Source organism: Nisaea sp., assembly GCF_034670185.1.
Taxonomy (GTDB): Bacteria; Pseudomonadota; Alphaproteobacteria; order Thalassobaculales; family Thalassobaculaceae; genus Nisaea.
Genome location: NZ_JAXMNY010000002.1, coordinates 694571 through 712267, shown reverse-complemented (window position 1 = coordinate 712267; position 17697 = coordinate 694571). Strand labels below are relative to the sequence as shown.

General features: G+C 57.4%; 11 protein-coding genes. 6 read left to right on the top strand and 5 right to left on the bottom strand.

The genetic code is table 11. The annotated features are described in order from the left end of the window. Positions 1–15 precede the first annotated feature (15 nt). Positions 16–414, bottom strand: coding sequence for a metallopeptidase family protein (locus tag VOI22_RS12950; protein ID WP_323796881.1), 399 nt, complete (start codon positions 412–414; stop codon positions 16–18). A 41-nt stretch (positions 415–455) separates the two neighbouring features. Here VOI22_RS12950 and VOI22_RS12945 point away from each other — a divergent pair, with 41 nt between their 5' ends. Beyond that, positions 456–785, top strand: a complete 330-nt coding sequence (locus VOI22_RS12945) for a 4a-hydroxytetrahydrobiopterin dehydratase (protein WP_416366232.1) — start codon at positions 456–458, stop codon at positions 783–785. Between the two features lie 34 nt (positions 786–819). Here the strand turns inward: VOI22_RS12945 and VOI22_RS12940 are convergent, their stop codons facing one another. From VOI22_RS12940 to VOI22_RS12925, 4 genes are all read right to left on the bottom strand, one after another. Continuing rightward, on the bottom strand, positions 820–5817 hold the full coding sequence (locus VOI22_RS12940) for a sulfotransferase (RefSeq protein WP_323796879.1): 4998 nt from the start codon (positions 5815–5817) through the stop codon (positions 820–822). Positions 5818–5926: 109 nt separating this feature from the next. Continuing rightward, the gene (locus tag VOI22_RS12935) at positions 5927–7045 is read right to left on the bottom strand and encodes a calcium-binding protein (protein WP_323796878.1); all 1119 of its coding nucleotides are present in this window, start codon (positions 7043–7045) and stop codon (positions 5927–5929) included. Positions 7046–7204: 159 nt separating this feature from the next. Further along, positions 7205–8161 (bottom strand): NAD(+) diphosphatase, encoded by a 957-nt coding sequence (gene nudC, locus VOI22_RS12930; RefSeq protein ID WP_323796877.1) that lies wholly within the window; start codon positions 8159–8161, stop codon positions 7205–7207. 149 nt (positions 8162–8310) lie between these two features. Next, complete coding sequence (locus VOI22_RS12925; RefSeq protein ID WP_323796876.1) at positions 8311–9102, bottom strand: phosphodiesterase; 792 nt, start codon at positions 9100–9102, stop codon at positions 8311–8313. A gap of 196 nt (positions 9103–9298) precedes the next feature. Between VOI22_RS12925 and VOI22_RS12920 the strand changes: the two genes are divergently transcribed. The 5 genes from VOI22_RS12920 to VOI22_RS12900 all read left to right on the top strand — a co-directional run bounded on the left by VOI22_RS12920 (position 9299) and on the right by VOI22_RS12900 (position 17615). Beyond that, a complete protein-coding gene (locus VOI22_RS12920) occupies positions 9299–9901 on the top strand; it encodes a superoxide dismutase (RefSeq protein WP_193173324.1) in 603 nt (200 codons plus the stop codon). 341 nt (positions 9902–10242) lie between these two features. After that, positions 10243–12813: a PAS domain-containing protein gene (locus tag VOI22_RS12915; RefSeq protein ID WP_323796875.1), complete on the top strand. Its 2571-nt coding sequence runs from the start codon at positions 10243–10245 to the stop codon at positions 12811–12813. Positions 12814–12959: 146 nt separating this feature from the next. After that, positions 12960–14024, top strand: a complete 1065-nt coding sequence (locus tag VOI22_RS12910) for a 2OG-Fe(II) oxygenase (protein WP_323796874.1) — start codon at positions 12960–12962, stop codon at positions 14022–14024. 36 nt (positions 14025–14060) lie between these two features. After that, a complete protein-coding gene (locus tag VOI22_RS12905; protein WP_323796873.1) occupies positions 14061–14948 on the top strand; it encodes a glycosyltransferase family 2 protein in 888 nt (295 codons plus the stop codon). A gap of 105 nt (positions 14949–15053) precedes the next feature. Next, complete coding sequence (locus VOI22_RS12900; protein WP_323796872.1) at positions 15054–17615, top strand: PAS domain-containing protein; 2562 nt, start codon at positions 15054–15056, stop codon at positions 17613–17615. Positions 17616–17697: the final 82 nt, after the last annotated feature.

Genomic DNA, 17697 nt, shown 5'->3' with positions numbered 1-17697 from the left:
GGAGTGGCTGGTGAGTCAGTCGGCGTTGGCCTCGATAATTTCCATATCGTCGTCGGAGAAGCCGTAATGGTGCCCGATCTCGTGGATCAGCACATGCCGGACGATGTCACTCAGGTCTTCGCCGGTCTCGCACCAATAGTCGAGGATCGGCCGGCGGTAGAGGAAGATCCGGTTGAGGTCGGACGGACTGGCAAGTGTCCCGGCCTCTCCGAACGGAATGCCGGCATAGAGGCCGAGGATCTCGAACGGGCTTTCGGCGCCAAGTTCGTCCAGCACGTCCTTTTCGGCAAAGTCGGTAACAAGGAACATGACGTCCCCGGTCTGCGCACGGAACGCGTCCGGGATCGTCTGAAACGCTTTGCGGGCGAGGGCCTCGATATCGTCGAGGCTGGGCGGCTCGATGGGCTGGCTCATGGTATCGCTATAACCGGCGGCCGGATTTTTCGCTAGTCTGGGTGCTGAAAACAAGTGAGGAGGCGGCAATGGCGAAAAAGCTCACAGGCCCGGAACGGGAACAGGCATTGGCCGGTCTTGCGGACTGGCGCCTGCTTGACGACCGCGATGCCATCCAGCGGAAATACCGGTTTCCGGACTTCAAAGCCGCATTCGGCTTCATGAGCGCGGTAGCGGAGATCGCCGAGGAGATGGATCACCATCCCGAATGGTTCAACGTCTATAACCGGCTGGACGTCACTCTCACCACCCACGATGCGGGCGGCCTGACCCGTCTCGATATCGATCTCGCGACGCGTATGGATGCGGCGGCGACGGAATTCGGCGGCTGAAGGGGGTATTGAGCCATCACTCAAGACGATATCTCTAGGATGTTTTGTCAGACCGCTCCGGTCCGGCGATTTCAACACCTGTTTCGGCCAGCAAGGCATCAGACCATTGCTTTTCCGTCCTCTCCTTTCGGATCAGCAGCGCCCGGCGTCCGGTCGAACAGGCGAGCATTGCCAGCACCGGATCGTCTGTCACCACAGATCCCGCCGTGGCAATTTGTTCGATCCGGTCGAGCCCGTCCCACCGCCGGATGAGCTTTTTCATGACGGTCGTCCTGTTTCCAAGAACTGTTCGCAAGATAGACAAGGCACCTTTAGGATCGGGAGACTGAAAGCTGCGGTGATGACCGCCCAGAAATGTTTGCAGAACAGCGGCCTGTTTAGCATCTACGACCGTTCCATTTTCGAATTCGATATGGCAGCGGTTGGTCTCAGAGGTTGAGAACGCCTTGAAAAGGTCTATTGACCTGGTTGAGCCTGGCATGGCCGAAAGAGATGCTAGTATTTCCGGGATCTGCTCGACCAGGATCGTTATGTCCGATCGTTTGCCGTCGCCGCCGGAATTTACCGGGATGCCTTCGATGCATTGTTCCGTAAGACGAGACAAATCGGCAGCGACACTGATCTGCCAGCCGCGGGCAAGATTGTTCAGACGAGAGTGCAGCTCGGCAAGAGCAGGCAGTAGGGCCAGAAACAGAAGTCTGTCCGGTCCGGATACGATGCTGAGATATTTCCCGGAGAGCTCCTGCCCTGGTGCCCAGATTGTCGAAGCATCACTGAAACCGCGCTTGCGGATGTTCGCGAGCGCAGTGAAACCTGCCACAGAGTCTTGGTTTCTGAATGCCGAGATGGCCAGCCGCTCCAGAAAATCGGCAGATACTTCCGACGTGACCGCGAATCGTGCGAGTGTAGCGTGAGCTACGTCATGTCGGCCCTGTTCACTCAGGATGGAGCCGAAGTTTAGGATGACTTCCTCTGTGGCGCCGAACCGGTTGATTCCATCCTGATAGGCACGCAGGGCACCATCCAGGTCGCCACTCCGTTTCAGCGAAATACCGAGATTGAACACCGCAGCCATGTTTCCTGGATCTGCCTGTGCGCTCTTGCGGAGGTATTCTATAGCCTTTTCCAGCTCGCCCATCTGCAGATAGGCTTGGCCGAGTTGACAGACCAAAGTGGGGTTATCCGGGTAGTGCGCCAGGGAAGTTTCCAGATACCCGATCGAGTCGGCGGCCCTGTCGTTTTTGCAAAGCGCAATCGAGAGATTAACTGCGACGCCGAGGTGCGATGGGCGTAGCTCAATGGCGGTTTTATATGCTTTTACGGCCTCTTCCAGACGGCCGCTTTCAAGCAGGATGTTGCCAAGGTTGTAGAGTCCGCTGACCGTGTTTGGATGCAATTTCACCAGATGGCGCAGTGTATTGAGAGCGTCTTCTGTGGCGCCTGTCTGTTTGGCGATGACAGCGGCGGCAAGGAGTATTCTGGGGTCACGCGGCAGTTTACGTCGGGCTGATTTTATCAGGGTGTTGGCAAGAGGCAGGTCGCCGCATTTTACCGCCAGTTCGGAAGCTTGGTATTCGAGCAACCCGACTGGCGTTCCGGAATATTTGGCCATCTCGGGAATACTGTCACGAATGGCTTGCGCATCCCAATCCGCTTTTGGCCGCCACGCGCAGCTTCTGCGCGGTGGAAAAGCAAGGGTCGGTTTGGAATGGTGATCAGATAGGTTTGGGCTGAGGAATGGGTCTTCGTCGATCACATCCCCCCATCTTGCCCGCATGATGTCGACATCGCGTCGCCACTGACGTTCGATCCGCTTCCTCTTGTCATTACCCCGGGTCGCTGATTCCAGATGCCAGAGACGAGCATGCGGTGTGAAAAGGACACGGTAGCCTTTCTGGCGCAGCCGTAGGCAGAAATCCACGTCGTTATAGCTCACCGGCAGATGTGTCGGGTCCATTCCTTGTAGCTCGTCATAAACTTCGGTTCGAACAACCAGACACGCTGCGGTCACAGCAGAATACTGCCGGGTACTGAGGCAAAATCCTTCCCTATTGAGATCGGTATCCCGGTAGGCGCGCATGAAATGGGCGCCGGGCCCGCCACCCATACCGACGACAACGCCAGCGTGCTGCACGGTGCCGTTCTCGTGGAACAAGAGAGCCCCGGTGGCGCCGATTTCCGGACGCAGGGCTTGAGAGACCAACTCGGTGAGCCAGTCGGATTGCATTGGCTCAATATCGTCGTTGAGCAAACATAGGATATCGCCTGTCGCGTGCTCGCGCCCGATATTGTTGAGCTGCGGATAATTGAACGGTGCATCGTGCCGGACGACGCGGCCATATCCACTGTCAGCGAATTTGGAAAGGGTTTTCAGCGTCTCCGGTTGCTGGCTGCCATTGTCGACGATGATGACCTCAACGTCAGGATAGGCAGTTTGTTTTCGCAATCCATTCAGGCACCTGGCCAGATGTTTGCCACCGTCTCGAGTGGGGATGATGATGGAGACTTTCGGGGGCAGGCCGGGCAGTGGGTAGCGAACTCTCAGCGCTCCAGTGCCAAGCCCCTGTTCGATGGACACTGATGAAGGAAGCAGTGTTTCAGCCGCGCGGCGGTGGGTTTCTATGTTTGCGTTGCTATCCTGGCTCGCACGCCTGCTTGCAAGCACACAGGGTACATGGTGAGCGTGTCCATCTACGTCGGCGGCGGTGATCTTGGCGGCAATTGAGAAGAGCGGTTCGGCCGCTTCCTCTGGGCTGAGTTTCGGAAGAGCGGCCAGATCCGCCCTTCGCACGAGGATCACTCCGCCGACGAGGTTTCGTGCAAGATGTTCATCTTGGTCCCAAGCGGAGCCCTTGAACCAGGGTTTGGTTCGGGCCTCGTCGGGGCCCAGTTCATCCTGATCACCGTAAAGCAGGGCAGCATCCGGAAATGCAGCGGCTTCCGCCAGAAGCCGCGTGAGGGCTTCCGTTTGCAATCGGAAGCGTTTGTCGTGGAACGCTATATAGTCCGATTTGCCTGCCTGGACGAATCCTGCAATCTCTTGGTCGAATGAAACGTCCCCGGCCTTCAGGGTCAGCGACCGATCCGGATAAACCATCTGTTGTTTGCCGACACTGACGTCGGTGGGTTCCTTATCCGTCTGATGGTTCTCAATGATCACCAGGTCGAACTGAGGCACGCGATCGAGCGTCGCAATGTGGGACCTGATCTTGTCCAGTTCGGTGTCGCTGTTTTCGTATAGATCCAGCCAGCTCTGATAGCCCAGATAGGCGGGAGATTTCGACTTGTGCTGGGTGTGGTGTTCATAATCCTGTTGCCAAGCGGACCGCAGACGGCCGACCTTGTCACCGAGGTGCTTCAAGGCATCTCTCTGCCGGAAAATATGCAGCAGGTTCATTGCCGAGATCCCCCTGTATGTGTCGTTACTGTCGGCGGCAAGGCGATACAAGTTCTCTTGCTGGCGGAGCATGGGGGCAGTGACCTCAAAAGCCTTGCTCAGCTTCTTGTTGAAGTATGATATCCGAGTTCTTGCGGGACCTGCATCCGTTTCGGTAAGGGCACGCAGGAGATCGTAGAACTCAAAGGCGAGCGCGTACGGACGGGAACCGCCCTTTGCCTTCGGGGGACGATGATGGCGCAGGTCCTGTTGTAAGCCGACGGCATCAAGCCGTTCAGCAGCCCCTAGAAATTCACGCAGTTTTTCAAGGGTTGGCGGATCGTGCTCCACGAGGGCGTCATAGTCGATGACGATCCGCTCCAGGCGGCGTGTTGCCCTTTCGGCCTCTTGCATATGGTTGATCCAACACCAAAGCGCTGTGTCGTGTGGCAGGTTGTCCCTGGACGCGAGAGATGCTGCAACGGCACCAGGATTGCGGACGATCAGAACAATCCGAGGCGAGCGGCCATTGGCTTTCTTCAAGCTATCGATCCAGAAATCCGCAAGGATCGACATGCGAGGGTCTTTCATCGCAAAGCGCGGGCTGCCGTTGAACTCTGATCGCAGCAAAGCGACGGCTTCCACGGCAAGCGCGTCCTGTTTTGCGGCGGGAATCTCTCCCACGTCTGCCGGTCGGCAGTCGGACCAGTGGCGGCCTCGGAGATCCTGCAGTCGTTCGCTGATCGCGACGAGTTTTTCGTTCTCCCAATATCCCGCTGAATTGTCCGCTGATGGCGGCATCAATGCCGATCCGAACTCATATCCTGCAGCTTTAAGGAGGCTGGCCGTGGCGGAGGTGCCACCTCGATGCATGCCAAAAATTGCGACACAATCGCTCTTCAGCGGGTCTCTCCGGAGAGTCGTTTGCTTTGGTGGAGCGTATCCGAAATAGGCGAGTCCTCGCGCTCCTTGGTCTTCGAATAACTTCAGGCGCTCCGGCGGAAGGTGTTTCCAACCTTCGAGAGACTCAGGTGGATGGATACGTGACGCAGCGCGCTGGATGTCCTGCGCTGTGCATATATCCGACAGATCGACGAAATCTGTGAGCTTTCGGACCGTCTCTACTGGATTTGCGCAGAGATCCTCGTATCGGATCTCAATGTATCTGTCTCCGAGCACGTAGCGACACCAGTTAGCCGCATCGACATTTACCTTCGACCAGAGCCGGATGGCGGCAATCTCAACATCATCGCCGAGCTTTTCGGCAAAGAGGCTTTCAAAATGATTGTTCACCTGTATCCGATTGGCCGAAATCGCAACGTCGCGCCCATCGCGCACGATTTGCACGAACTTCATGCCGGGAAAGAGGTCGAGCAGAATAGGCAGGATAAATATGTGCCGGGAATTCTTGATTCCCCATCTGGGGCTATTGCCCGATTTTGCCCGTAAATGGGCACTTGCGGCCTGCAAGAGGGCGACGCCCATGCGCTTGTAGAGGTTTGACGGTAGCCGGGAAGGCTGTGTCTGGATGGACCGTTGCTGAATCAGGACGTTGTTGAGGAAAGTATTCAGGGTCTTTTCAAAGGGCACGGAGGCGCCTGCGAGATTCTGCTCGGCGCCCATATAGACGCCGAGTTCTTCCAGTATTTCAACCAAAGCTCCTGTTCCCGATCCGTCTGACGCTCCGACAATAATTGGCGAGGTCAGACCGGCAGGAGATAGGAGAGACTGGGACAATTGCTGCTCGTGTCAGAAAGTCTGACGTTTAGGCGATGATGAAGTCCAGCTCGGAAAGGGAGCTTTTTGACACACCGATCAGAACCACGGATTGGCCAGCTCCAAGATCGATTGTCGCATTGCCAGATGCATCGTCGGCCGTGCGTGCCAAGGCGTCAGCGCCGGAGCCTATACCGCTGCCATTGATATTGGCATTGATTGAAACCGTATCCTCGCCGGGCTTGAAGCCTGTGATGACATCCACAGCCGGAGCGGTGTCCGCCGAGAATGTGAAGATATCGTTCCCGGCTCCTCCGAGCATGGTGTCGTTACCAGCGCCGCCATCCAAAGTATCGTCGCCGTTGCCGCCGATCAGGAAATCTTCTCCCTTGTTTCCGGCAATCAGATCGTTATCCAGATTCCCGTCAATTCGGTCATTTCCTTGGCCACCGAACAGGCTGTCGTTGCCTTGGCCGCCAAAGATCGAATCATTAGCCAGATTTCCATAGACAGCGTCGTTACCGGCATTTCCGTATGCGGCATCATTGCCCTGGCCGCCGAACTGCTGATCGTCTCCCTGGCCCCCGAACACAAAATCATCGTCTGCGTTACCATAGATGACGTCGTTGTCCTGGTTTCCGTAAATACGGTCAGCACCGTCGCCACCGGTAATTGTATCGCCGCCAGTGCCTCCTCGAATCGTATCGCGACCGAAGCCGCCACCGATACTGTCAAATCCGCTGCCGCCGTCAAGAACATCGTTTCCGGCGCCGCCGCTAACAAGGTCGTTCCCGGTCTCGCCGCTGATCACATCATCGCCGCTGCCGCCGCCCAATGTGTCATTTCCGATGCCACCACTGAGAATATCGTTTCCGACGCCGCCACTGACAATGTCATCTCCACTACCGCCACCCAGTGAATCATTGCCGACGCCGCCACTGACGATGTCGTTGCCGCTACCGCCATCGACAACATCATTTCCAGTGCCGCCATTGACCTGGTCGTTGCCATCGCCTCCGCTCACGGCATCGTCGTTGCCAGAGCCTATGATGCTGTCATCGCCGCCAGATCCGGCGATTGTTGTCTGTGCATGGAGGCTTACAACGTCGACTGAAAAATCAGTAAATCCAGCATCCGCAACTGGATTTGAAATCAGAAAATCTTCCATTAAATGCCCCAAATAATCTTAGATATAAATGTATTGCTGGCGGGATTGGTATCTCATCGGTTGCCGGTCATTATAATATGTAAATCATCACGATTTTTTTGGACACATCAAAGTATGTGTGTTTTGAAGTAAATCCCGGTTGACTGATATCAGGCTCACTCAGGCGTCTCCGGCGAGCCAGTCCTCGATCAGGCGGCGGGCGATGGAATCCTTGCTTGGCAGGCCCTTGCCCAAGGCGCGGAAGTTCATCAGCTCGTCGCGGCTGAACCACTGGGCGTCTTCCAACTCGTCATCGCGGCGGATGATTTCGGTGGTTTTCGCCTCGGCGTGGAATCCGAGCATGATCGAGGCCGGGAACGGCCAGGGCTGGGACGAGTGGTAGCGCACATCGCACACTTCCACGCCGGTCTCTTCAAGGACCTCGCGGGCAACGGCCTCTTCCAGTGTTTCGCCCGGCTCGACGAAACCGGCCAAGGTGGAATAGCGCCCTTCCGGCCAGACAGCCTGGCGTCCGAGCAGGGCCTTCTCGCCCGCTGAATCATGCACCAACATGATGACGGCAGGGTCGGTACGCGGGAATGCCGGCGTATTGCATGACTCGTTCGTACAGCTGCGCTGATGTCCGCCTTTCGCGATCCGGGTGGCTGATCCGCAGACGCCGCAGAAGCGGTGGCGCTGATGCCAGTGCATCAGTCCCCGTGCATAGGCGAGGACGGAGCCCTCGAACCGCTCCAGCACCGGGCCGACCTGCCGCAGGTCCATGAATTCACCGGCACCGCTCACGGCCGTCGCTGCTGCTTCCTCTTCCAGATGGGAGAGATCGACCGCGACATGCGCCTCCCCGTTCCGGTTGCCGAGGAAGATGACGGTCTCGGAATGTTCGACCAGGACAGCGAACTCCCGCGCGCTCAAAAGCGAGGCGGTCGGGGTTTCGCTTTCCGCGCCGATGACGAGCGAACGGCTGCGCCAGACCGGCACCAGCCGGGTCGTGGCATCACCGACAAGCCGTTCAAGCCAGCCCTCCTCCTCGCGGAGGTGAGCGCTGCGGTCAAGGCCACTGAAGCCGTAGATGTTCGGCTGGCGGCGGGTGAGGTCGAGAGGATATTGATCGGACATGGCGCCGGAGTTTACACACTCCGGCGGGCGCGGCAATCACGGGTTCGCCACCATTTCACAAGGTTATTGTGCGAGCGGTTCTTTGTGACAGCCTTTCCGGTCGCCAATCGTTCATTCCCCGTGCCGGAAACTTTGCCCGCGTAATTCGATTACGCGCTCTCATGCACGCAATCGAAGGTGCCGACCGGGACTTGATGAACGGAAAGTCCTATCTCTTCCTGCCAGTGCAGGAGCTGGATTTGCGGTGGTTCCATAAAAACCTTGAAGCCCGGTTGATGAACCAGATCGAGTCCCATTTGATGAGCTGTCGATGAGCAGATATTGGCTGTCGTTCCGGCCCAGTTGCGGTGTATCGAGCGATGGAAATGGCCGGACAGGACAATTTCGACGTTGCTGAATTGCTCGATGACCGCACCGATGGCATCGCCGTCCCGGCAGCCGATTTCGTCCATCTTCATGCCGGTCGGAAAAGGCGGGTGGTGCAGCATGACAATTGCAGGCTTTCCGGAAAGAGCGGCAAGCGTGTCGCCCAGCCAGTTGCATCGTTCCGCGCCGAATGTGCCGTACACCTCCCCCTCTTCGAGTGTGTCCAGTGCGAGGAGCGTGAGGGGGCCAAGATCGACCGCATAGTCGAGCGGGCCGGTGGCGGCCATGTACCCGTCCGGGGCGAAGGCGGCGCGCATGCGCTCGCGCGCATCATGGTTTCCGGGAACCACATAGACCGGCATACCAAGGGGCGCGACCATCTCGCGGAACAACGTGTATGAGCCCGGCGTGCCGTCTTCCGATACATCACCGGCGACGAGCAGGGCATCCGGCTTCGGTGTGAGGGCTGCAATCTTGGCGATGGCTGCTTCAAGATAAGCCTTAGTGTCTATGCTGCCGTAGGCCGGGACTCCGCCATCCATTAAATGCGTATCGGTAATCTCGGCCAGAAGCATGCCCGTCCCCTCTCATTTCTGAAGCAATTGCACGGGTCTATTCCCCGCTTGTCCAGCTTCTTTCCCTTTGCATTTCGTTAAATGTGACTTAAGTCACGTTATCAAGGGATCCGGTGTTTATAGGTGGATGGCGCGCCATCCACACGTCCTGCTGTCGGGTTCCGGCGAGATTAACAAGCGAGAACAGGAGAGCGAAATGGCCCTCGAACTGCCAGCCCTTCCCTACGATTACGAAGCGCTTCAGCCGTACATGTCGAAGGAAACCCTCGAGTTTCACCACGACAAGCACCATCAGGCGTATGTCACCAACGGCAACAAGCTGCTGGAAGGCACCGGTCTTGAGGACAAGTCCCTCGAGGAGATCGTGCAGACCGCCTACAAGGAAAAGATGGCCGGCCTGCTCAACAATGCGAGCCAGCATTGGAATCACCTGCAGTTCTGGCAGATGATGAAAAAGAACGGCGGCGGTGCGATCCCCGGCGCGCTGGAAAAGAAGATCATCGAGGACCTCGGCTCGGTCGCCGATTTCCAGGCTGCCTTCATCGAGGCCGGTGTCACCCAGTTCGGCTCCGGCTGGTGCTGGCTGGCCATGGGCAGCGACGGCAAGCTGAAGGTCACCAAGACCCCGAACGGCGAAAGCCCGATGGCCTATGGCGAGACCGTTCTGCTCGGTTGCGACGTGTGGGAGCATTCCTACTACATCGATTACCGCAACCGTCGTCCCGACTACGTGAAGGCCTTCATCGAGAACATGGTGAACTGGGACTATGTCGGGGAGCTGTTCGCCAAGGCGAGCTGATCCGGCAGAACCAGCCACTGAATCGCGACGGGCCCGCCATTGGCGGGCCCGTTTTCGTTTTGTTACGGGTAATGCGAATGGTCGGGTATTTCTGGAATTGAGAGGGTCGAGCCTGACACGAACTCGCTGACCTCATTTCCACCGGGTATGAGGCAAGCCAGCCTTCAATTCATGAGTTTCGGTTGGCGCGGGAGCATTGAAGCGGCTCCTGGAGCAAAGTAGCTCCCAGAAATGCAGTCGAGGGAAACTAATGGAATAATTAAAAATTTGTTCAGCATTTAAGTGATTTACTCGAGGGACGCATAATCGCCGCAATGCTGTGCGAGCGGGGGAGTCTTGTTTTGACAGAGCGATACTCGAGACTGCTGACTTTGGCCATATGCTGCAATTTGGCAGTGCTGGCCGTGTTCGGCGCGGACTGGAGCGGGCTTGTGCCAGTCAGTGCGTCCTTTTCGACTTTCGCTCTCGGCCTTCTTTTCGCCGCGTCGCTCGTTTTGGTGTTCCTTCGGGTCAGGGCCCGCGTCGTCGAAAGTGATCTCGAGCGTCTCAAGGTTTCGGAATCCCGGCTCGGCGCGCTCTTCGAACATTCGCCGATCTGCATGGATCTAAAGGATATTGACGGGCGCTATCTGCTGGTAAACGCGGCCGCTTGCGACTGGCTCAACAAATCAACTGACGAGATTCTGGGGCGAAGCAATGCGGAGGTATACGCCTCGGATCCGGCTCGGCGCGCAAAAGTAGACAAGCTCGAACGCACGGTTGTCGACACCGGCCAACTCTTGAGACAGCAAGTTAAAGTGCGGCGCGGGGACAAGGTTCACGAGCGGTTGCTGGTCAAGTTTCCGCTACGGGACGAGCAGGGCGATGTTGTCGCCGTTGGAACCTGTGTGGTCGATCTCACGGTGCAGAAAGAGACCGAGGATGCGCTCGCGCGCGAGCGGGAGCGCGCCTTGCACCTTGAAGGCGTTCTTCGGGAGGCGATCATGGCGATGCCTGCGGCATTTGCGATTTTCGACGCGGAAGACCGGCTGGTGATCTGCAATTCGGAATTTGCGCAATATTACCCGTCATTCCAGAGCGATCCGGAACTGGGCGCAGGCCGCACATTCCAAGGGTTGATTGATGAACTCATCGCAGCCGAACACATAACGGCTTCGGCACCCGAGGACATCGCAGAGTTCGTCTCTCTCAGAATGAAACAGCATCGTGACGCTGACGGGACGCCATTCGAAACGCGCGTCAAGGACCGTGTGCTGGTCAATACCGAGACACGTATGCCTCAGGGCGGGACCATCCTTTTGCGTCAGGATATAACCGAGCAAAGGACGTTGGAGAAAGAGCGTCAGGACGCGGAAGACCTGCTCCGCAGTCTTTTTGAACATCTCGATCAGGGAGTCACGATCCGCGACCTGGGGTGTCGGGTTGTGCGACTGAACAAGGCCGCCTCCGACTGGAGTGGATTGCCTGTAGCGGAAATCATCGGCAAGACGACGGAAGAATTGCTGCGGCTGAGCGGTCATCACCAGGAGGCTGAAGGGATCATCGACGAGGAGCGTGCCTTGATGGCAGAGCGCCGGCGCGATGTGTCGATGCGCAAGCGCGTCAAGCCGGACGGATCGACCCGGCATATACGCCTCAGCCGTTTTCCGATTATCGGCAGCGCCGGCGAGGTTCAGGGCCTTGGGGCTTTGGGCTACGACGTGACGGAGTTGATCGAAACGCAGGAAGCGCTTCAGGCGGCCAAGGAGCATTTGGAAGCCACCGTCTTGGAGCGGACTGGCGAGCTAAGAGCCAGCGAGAAACGGTTTCGCAATTTGGCTCAGGCTTCGGCCGATTGGTTTTGGGAATGCGATACGGATTACCGGTTTACCCATCTTTCGGAGAGCTTTCCGGTTCCTGATGGTTTGTCCGGCAATGATCTGATCGGTATGGCGCTTTCGGACTATTTCGCAGCCAGCGATTTCGATTCAGATATCTGCCAAAAACTTATCGATGCATTGCTGAAACGTGAGCCGTTGAGGGATTTTGAAATCACACGCCCGGTTGGCAGCGAAATTCAAATGTATCGCATAACGGCGATGCCGGTTTACGAGGATGGAGTCTTCACCGGTTATACAGGTTCGACGGCCGATATCGCCGAACTCTATCAGGCGCGCCAGAGTCTCGTCGAGGCGGAGCGTATGGCATCCCTCGGCGCGCTGGTCGCCGGCGTTGCGCACGAGATAAATACGCCCATCGGGGTTTGCGTTACGGCGATATCCACTGTTTCAGCAGATGCAGGAAAGCTGTATTCGCGGTTAAGGGAAGGCAGTCTCAAGCGCAGTGATTTAGAGAACGGCATTTCAAACATCGCCGAAGGAGCAGTGCTGGTCGAATCAAACCTCGAGCGTGCGGCCCGTCTGGTGTCGAGCTTCAAGAGCGTTGCGGTCGATCGGACAAGCGAGGCCGAACGCGATTTTAATCTGATTGGCTACACGCGCGAGGTCATTGAGAGCCTGAGCCCGCAGCTCGGCCGCGATAATATTGCGGTCAGGGTTTACGGGGATGAAGATGTCGAACTTAAGAGCTACCCCGGCGCAATCGCGCAGATTCTGACAAATCTGGCCATGAATTCCATCATCCACGGGTTCGAGGATAGGGCTTCGGGGAACATCGAGATAGAGATCGCGTGTGAGGGCGCCGCGGCTAAGTTGACCTACAGGGACGACGGCTGCGGAATGTCCGCTGAAACAGTGCGCCGGGTCTTCGATCCCTTCTTCACGACCCGCCTCGGCCATGGCGGTAGCGGCCTTGGAATGCATATTGTCTTCAATCTGGTCTCACAGGTATTGCTTGGGGCCGTGCAGTGCCGCAGCGAGCCTGGAAAAGGCGTTGAGTTCGAGATCCAGTTCCCGATCCGGGCGCCGGGTTGATCTGACTGGAGCATGGATGCAAATGCGACGGGTCCGCCATCGGCGGGCCCGTTTGCGTTCCGGAATATCGCGCCTAGGCGCTTGCTTTCCGAGTCTGAATCGGCACACTTCCGGCTGGGAAATGACCATGGGGTTGGACAATGTCCATGCAGGCCGGAAATGCGATCCGCAAAGTCGAACAGGGCGATATCGCGGCCCCCGTGAAGCTTCCACGCTGCGCCGGGGAAGAATTCAGTCTGATTGCGGACGAGGTCTCCGGAGATTTCAACATACTGGTCCTGCTCGGGCACGATGCTGCGGCGAACAAGGCTGCGGCCGAGGCTTACGAAGCCGCGCGGGAGCGGTTCGCCGGACACGGCGCGCAGATCTACTATGTGGCGCCTGGCAAGAAGAAACCTGATCTTCCGAAGCCGGTTACTGATGCCTCGGTTCTGATGGATGCCGATGGCACGGCTTTCGCGGCCTTCGGGCAGCAGGCGCCATTCGGGCGGCCGCTGAATGCAGGGTCGACCACGGTGCTGATCGCACCGAACCGGCATATCTTGAGGTTGCTTGACGCGGGCAAGCCCGATCATCCGGCGATCGTCGGCAGTGTGCTTGAAGCCCAGTCCGCCCTTCGGGCCGAGCAGCCCTACCGCATGCATCCGCCGGTGTTGCTGGTGCCGGATGTGTTCAGCCCGGCAGACTGCGCGCACCTGATGAGTGTCTATGCCATGCAGGGTCAGGAGTATGTCGAGCCGGGGCACAACACGCTGCAGAACCGGACTACGGACTGCAAGATGCGGATCCCGGAATATGGCCGTGGCGACCGGATTGATCACTGGGTCATCAGCCCCGAGACGCAGAACTACATCGACGAGCGGATCGCCGGTCGGCTGTTGCCGGAAATCCAGAAATCGTTCCACTACAAGGTCAGCCGTCATGAACGCTATCGTATCGCCTGTTATGAAGGCGAGCGGGGTGGTCATCTGCACGGTCACCGGGACAATACGGATGCAGCGGTTGCCTATCGGCGATTCGCGGTAACCATCAATCTGAATTCCGATCAATACGAGGGTGGCGAGATCTGGTTTCCGGAATTCAGCCAGCAGTCCTACAAGCCGCCGGCGGGGGCTGCTATCGTGTTCTCATGCTCACTGCTGCATGAGGTTCTGCACATGCGCCAGGGGCGCCGTTTCGCGCTTCTCGGCTTCCTCTTCGGCCAGAGCTGATCGCCATCACCATTTCTCATCGTCACAGGACTGACCGTGTCTCTCAAAATTTCCGTCTACGTACCCTGCTATAATGCCGAGCGGACTATCGGGGCCTGTCTCGCATCCTTGATTGCGCAACGCCGCAAGCCTGACGAGATACTGCTGGTGGATGACGGCAGTACGGATCGTTCGCTTGATATAGCGAAGCGTTTCCCGGGTGTTAAAATCATCCAGCATGCGGTGAACAAGGGGTTGGCGACGGCGCGGAATTCCGGCATCCGGTTCAGCAAGGGCGATCTTGTCGCGTCGATCGATTCCGATTGCGCCGCCGACCCGTTATGGCTGCAGATTCTGGAAGCGGAAATGGAACGCGATCCGGAACTCTCTGGCGCGGCCGGTGCGGTCAACGAGTCCGAGCGGGGAACGATACCCGACCGCTGGCGTACATTCCATATGGAGCAGCATTATGGAAAGAGGGTCGCCGAGAACCCGCGTTTTTTGTTCGGCGCGAACACAGTCTTCCGGCGAGACGCCCTAGAGGCTGCGGGTGCCTATCCGGCGAGTCTTCGGACGAATGGGGAAGACCTGGAGATCTGCAAACGGATCTATATGAGAGTGTCGAACGCCAAGCTTCGCTACCAGCCGAAAGCCTTTGTCCATCATCTGCGACGGGACACGTTCCGATCTCTCGTGAACACTTATTGGCGGTACCAAACTTATGTGAGTTGGGCTCGATCGGAGCCGCGAAAGCTTAGCCGGACTGCACGTCAGACCTGGAGGCTTCTGAAGCAGCTTTGGTGTCATGACCTCGTCTGGGATTTCCGGCATAAGCGCTGGGAAGGACTTCTTGTCGCGCTCTATTTTACGGCGGTTCTGCCCCGACTGCAGATCAGGCAGCACATAAAAAACTATAGAGACTGCAAGTCTTTAGCTTCACGGTAATATGCTGTGGCAACCTAAGCTGGAGGGTGCGGCGCTGTTGCCTCCAGGTTCACCGCCGCGACTGTCCGGATGACTTGTTTCCGGCTATCAACGAGGACAAATCCGATGCACAGATTGTCGATCTTGGTTGGAGGCCTCAATTTTGCGCTGGTGATCGCCCTCGCATTTGCGTGGGTGGAGGCAGGTCATCAGAGCGCGGGTTTTCTGACGGTCTCGATCGGACTGGCGGTCGCGGCATTTGGCTGCGCGTTTATTCTTTTCCTCAAAGCAGGACATGCCGAAAACATCCTGCGAGATCTGAGCAATTCAACATTTCAGCTCAGCGCTCTCTTCGAGCATTCTCCCATCTGCATGAATCTGAAAGATCAGGACGGCCGGTATCTGATGGTGAATCAGGCTTATTGCGATTGGTTCGGCAAATCGGCCGGGGAAATTGTCGGCAAGAGCGGGGCGTCAGTCCTGCAGAGCTCTGAAAGGGTTTCATCGGATATCCAGTCCCTGGAGACCCTCGTCGTTGAAACGGGCCAAGTCGCGACGCGGGAGCTTCAGGTTGTCCGCGCCGGAAAAGCACACCAGCGCTTTTTGGTGAAGTTTCCTGCGATTGACGATGAAGGCAAGATTGTCGGTCTGGGAACGATTGCCTTTGACAGGACGGATCAAAAGGCTGCTGAAGCCGCACTCTCCGCGGAGCGCGACCGGGCATCCCTGCTTGAAGCAACTCTGAGGGAAGCGATCATGGCGATGCCTGCCGGCTTCGCCGTCTTTGACCAGTCAGACCGTCTGGTCATCTGCAATAAGGAATATGCCCAGTTCAATCCATCCTTTCGTAACGATCCGGAGCTCGCGGCCGGATTGACCTTCCGCCAGATCATCTCCGAGACTCTTGATTGCGGACTGGTCGCCGGTGTTACGCCTGACCAGTACGAGTCAGTTTCAGAAGGCCGGATGAAGCGGCACAGGGAGGCGACAGGGGTGCCGTTCGAGCAACGGCTGGGTAATCGGATTTGTCAGACGATTGAGAGCAGAATGCCGCATGGCGGCATCATTGTGCTTCGTCAGGACATCACGGAACAGCGGAGGCTTGAACAGAAGCATCAGGATGCCGAAGATCTGCTGCGCAATCTGTTCGATAATTTCGGTCACGGGATCATGATCCGGGATCGCGATACTTGCTTGATCCGGGCGAACAAGGCGGCACTCGAGCAAATCGGGCTTTCCGCCGATCAGGTCGTCGGCAAAACCACCTCGGAAATGTTCGCAATATTGGGCCTCACGGAGGTCTCCGGCGGCATCACCGAGCAAGAACGTGGGATGATGGCTCGGCGGGAGACAGATGAGCATCTTGTCGTGCGGGACGGGGTAGACGGCGCACGGCAATACCTGCTGCTCAGCAGGTTTCCCTTGATCGACAGAAATGACGAGGTCCAGGGATTAGGCGTTCTACGCTACGATGTGTCCGAGCTGATCGAGACGCAGAAAGCGCTGGAGAAAGCCAAAAATAGCCTCGAGAAAGCGATTCTCGAGCGCACTGAGGAGCTGCGCATAAGCGAAAGGCGGTTCCGGACATTGGCGCACGCATCCGCAGACTGGTTCTGGGAATGCGATGAGAATTTGCGGTTCACTTATCTATCGGAGAATTTTCCGGTTCCCCAAGGCCGTCAACGCTCGGCGTTGATCGGGGTTAGTATCGCCGAATATCACAAGGACATATGGGACAATTCCGACATTAGCAGGGCGCTGCTGACGGCTTATGAAGCACGGGAACAGATCCGGGACTTCGAGGCCATCAACAAATTAACCGATACGATCGGGTGCTATCGCCTCAATGCCACTCCGCTATGGAAGAATGGTGTGTTCGAAGGCTATGCCGGGGCCACGACCGATATATCGGAATTATATCAGGCCCGGGAAAGTCTCGTTGAGTCCGAGCGTCTTGCCTCGCTGGGCTCAATGGTCGCGGGGATTGCTCACGAGATAAATACGCCGGTCGGGATCTGCGTTACTGCGGGAACAACCGTACTGGGGGCTGCTCATACGTTGCGGGACGGGATTGCGGCAGGGGACCTCAAGCGCAGTGAATTCGATGCCGCGCTGACAAAGATCATGGAGGGGATGACTCTCGTCGACTCTAATCTGGCGCGAGCGGCCAAGCTGATCTCAAGCTTCAAGAGCATCGCCGTCGATCAAGCCAGTGAAGCCGAGAGAACGTTTCATCTCGTCGCGTATCTGCAGGAGATCGCAAACAGCATCAGCCCAAACCTGAAATCCAAGAAGATCTCGATAGACATTTCGGGCCCGAGCGATCTCGAACTGAAAAGTTATCCCGGTGCGTTCGCCCAGATCGTCACCAATCTGGTGATGAATTCCATGCTGCACGGTTTTGCCGATCGTGACGGGGGCGGAATTGCCATGGTGGTCTCCGAAGAGAACGGCTTCGCCGAGATGCGCTATGTGGATGACGGTATCGGCATGGAGGAGGAAACGGTGAAGAGGATCTTCGATCCATTCTTCACAACGAAGCGCGGACAGGGCGGCAGCGGTCTTGGTATGCACATTCTGTTCAATCTGGTCTCACAAGTTCTCCGCGGGACTGTTCGCTGCAAGAGTGCACCAGGTGAGGGCATTGAGATTGTGATCCGGTTTCCGATCGTTCCGGACGAGAGCTGACCGGATTGGCGAGGCCGCGCGGTAGCCCGGATAAATTTTTCTGAAAACAGAAACTCCCTTTCCGGCCCCCTTGGCCGTTGAG

Excerpts from the sequence above, each read along its gene's own strand:
- VOI22_RS12900 (WP_323796872.1), top strand. The coding sequence starts at position 15,054 with ATGCACAGATTGTCGATCTTGGTTGGAGGCCTCAATTTTGCGCTGGTG.
- VOI22_RS12925 (WP_323796876.1), bottom strand. The coding sequence starts at position 9,102 with ATGCTTCTGGCCGAGATTACCGATACGCATTTAATGGATGGCGGAGTC.
- VOI22_RS12935 (WP_323796878.1), bottom strand. The coding sequence starts at position 7,045 with ATGGAAGATTTTCTGATTTCAAATCCAGTTGCGGATGCTGGATTTACT.
- VOI22_RS12910 (WP_323796874.1), top strand. The coding sequence starts at position 12,960 with ATGCAGGCCGGAAATGCGATCCGCAAAGTCGAACAGGGCGATATCGCG.
- VOI22_RS12950 (WP_323796881.1), bottom strand. The coding sequence starts at position 414 with ATGAGCCAGCCCATCGAGCCGCCCAGCCTCGACGATATCGAGGCCCTC.
- nudC (WP_323796877.1), bottom strand. The coding sequence starts at position 8,161 with ATGTCCGATCAATATCCTCTCGACCTCACCCGCCGCCAGCCGAACATC.
- VOI22_RS12920 (WP_193173324.1), top strand. The coding sequence starts at position 9,299 with ATGGCCCTCGAACTGCCAGCCCTTCCCTACGATTACGAAGCGCTTCAG.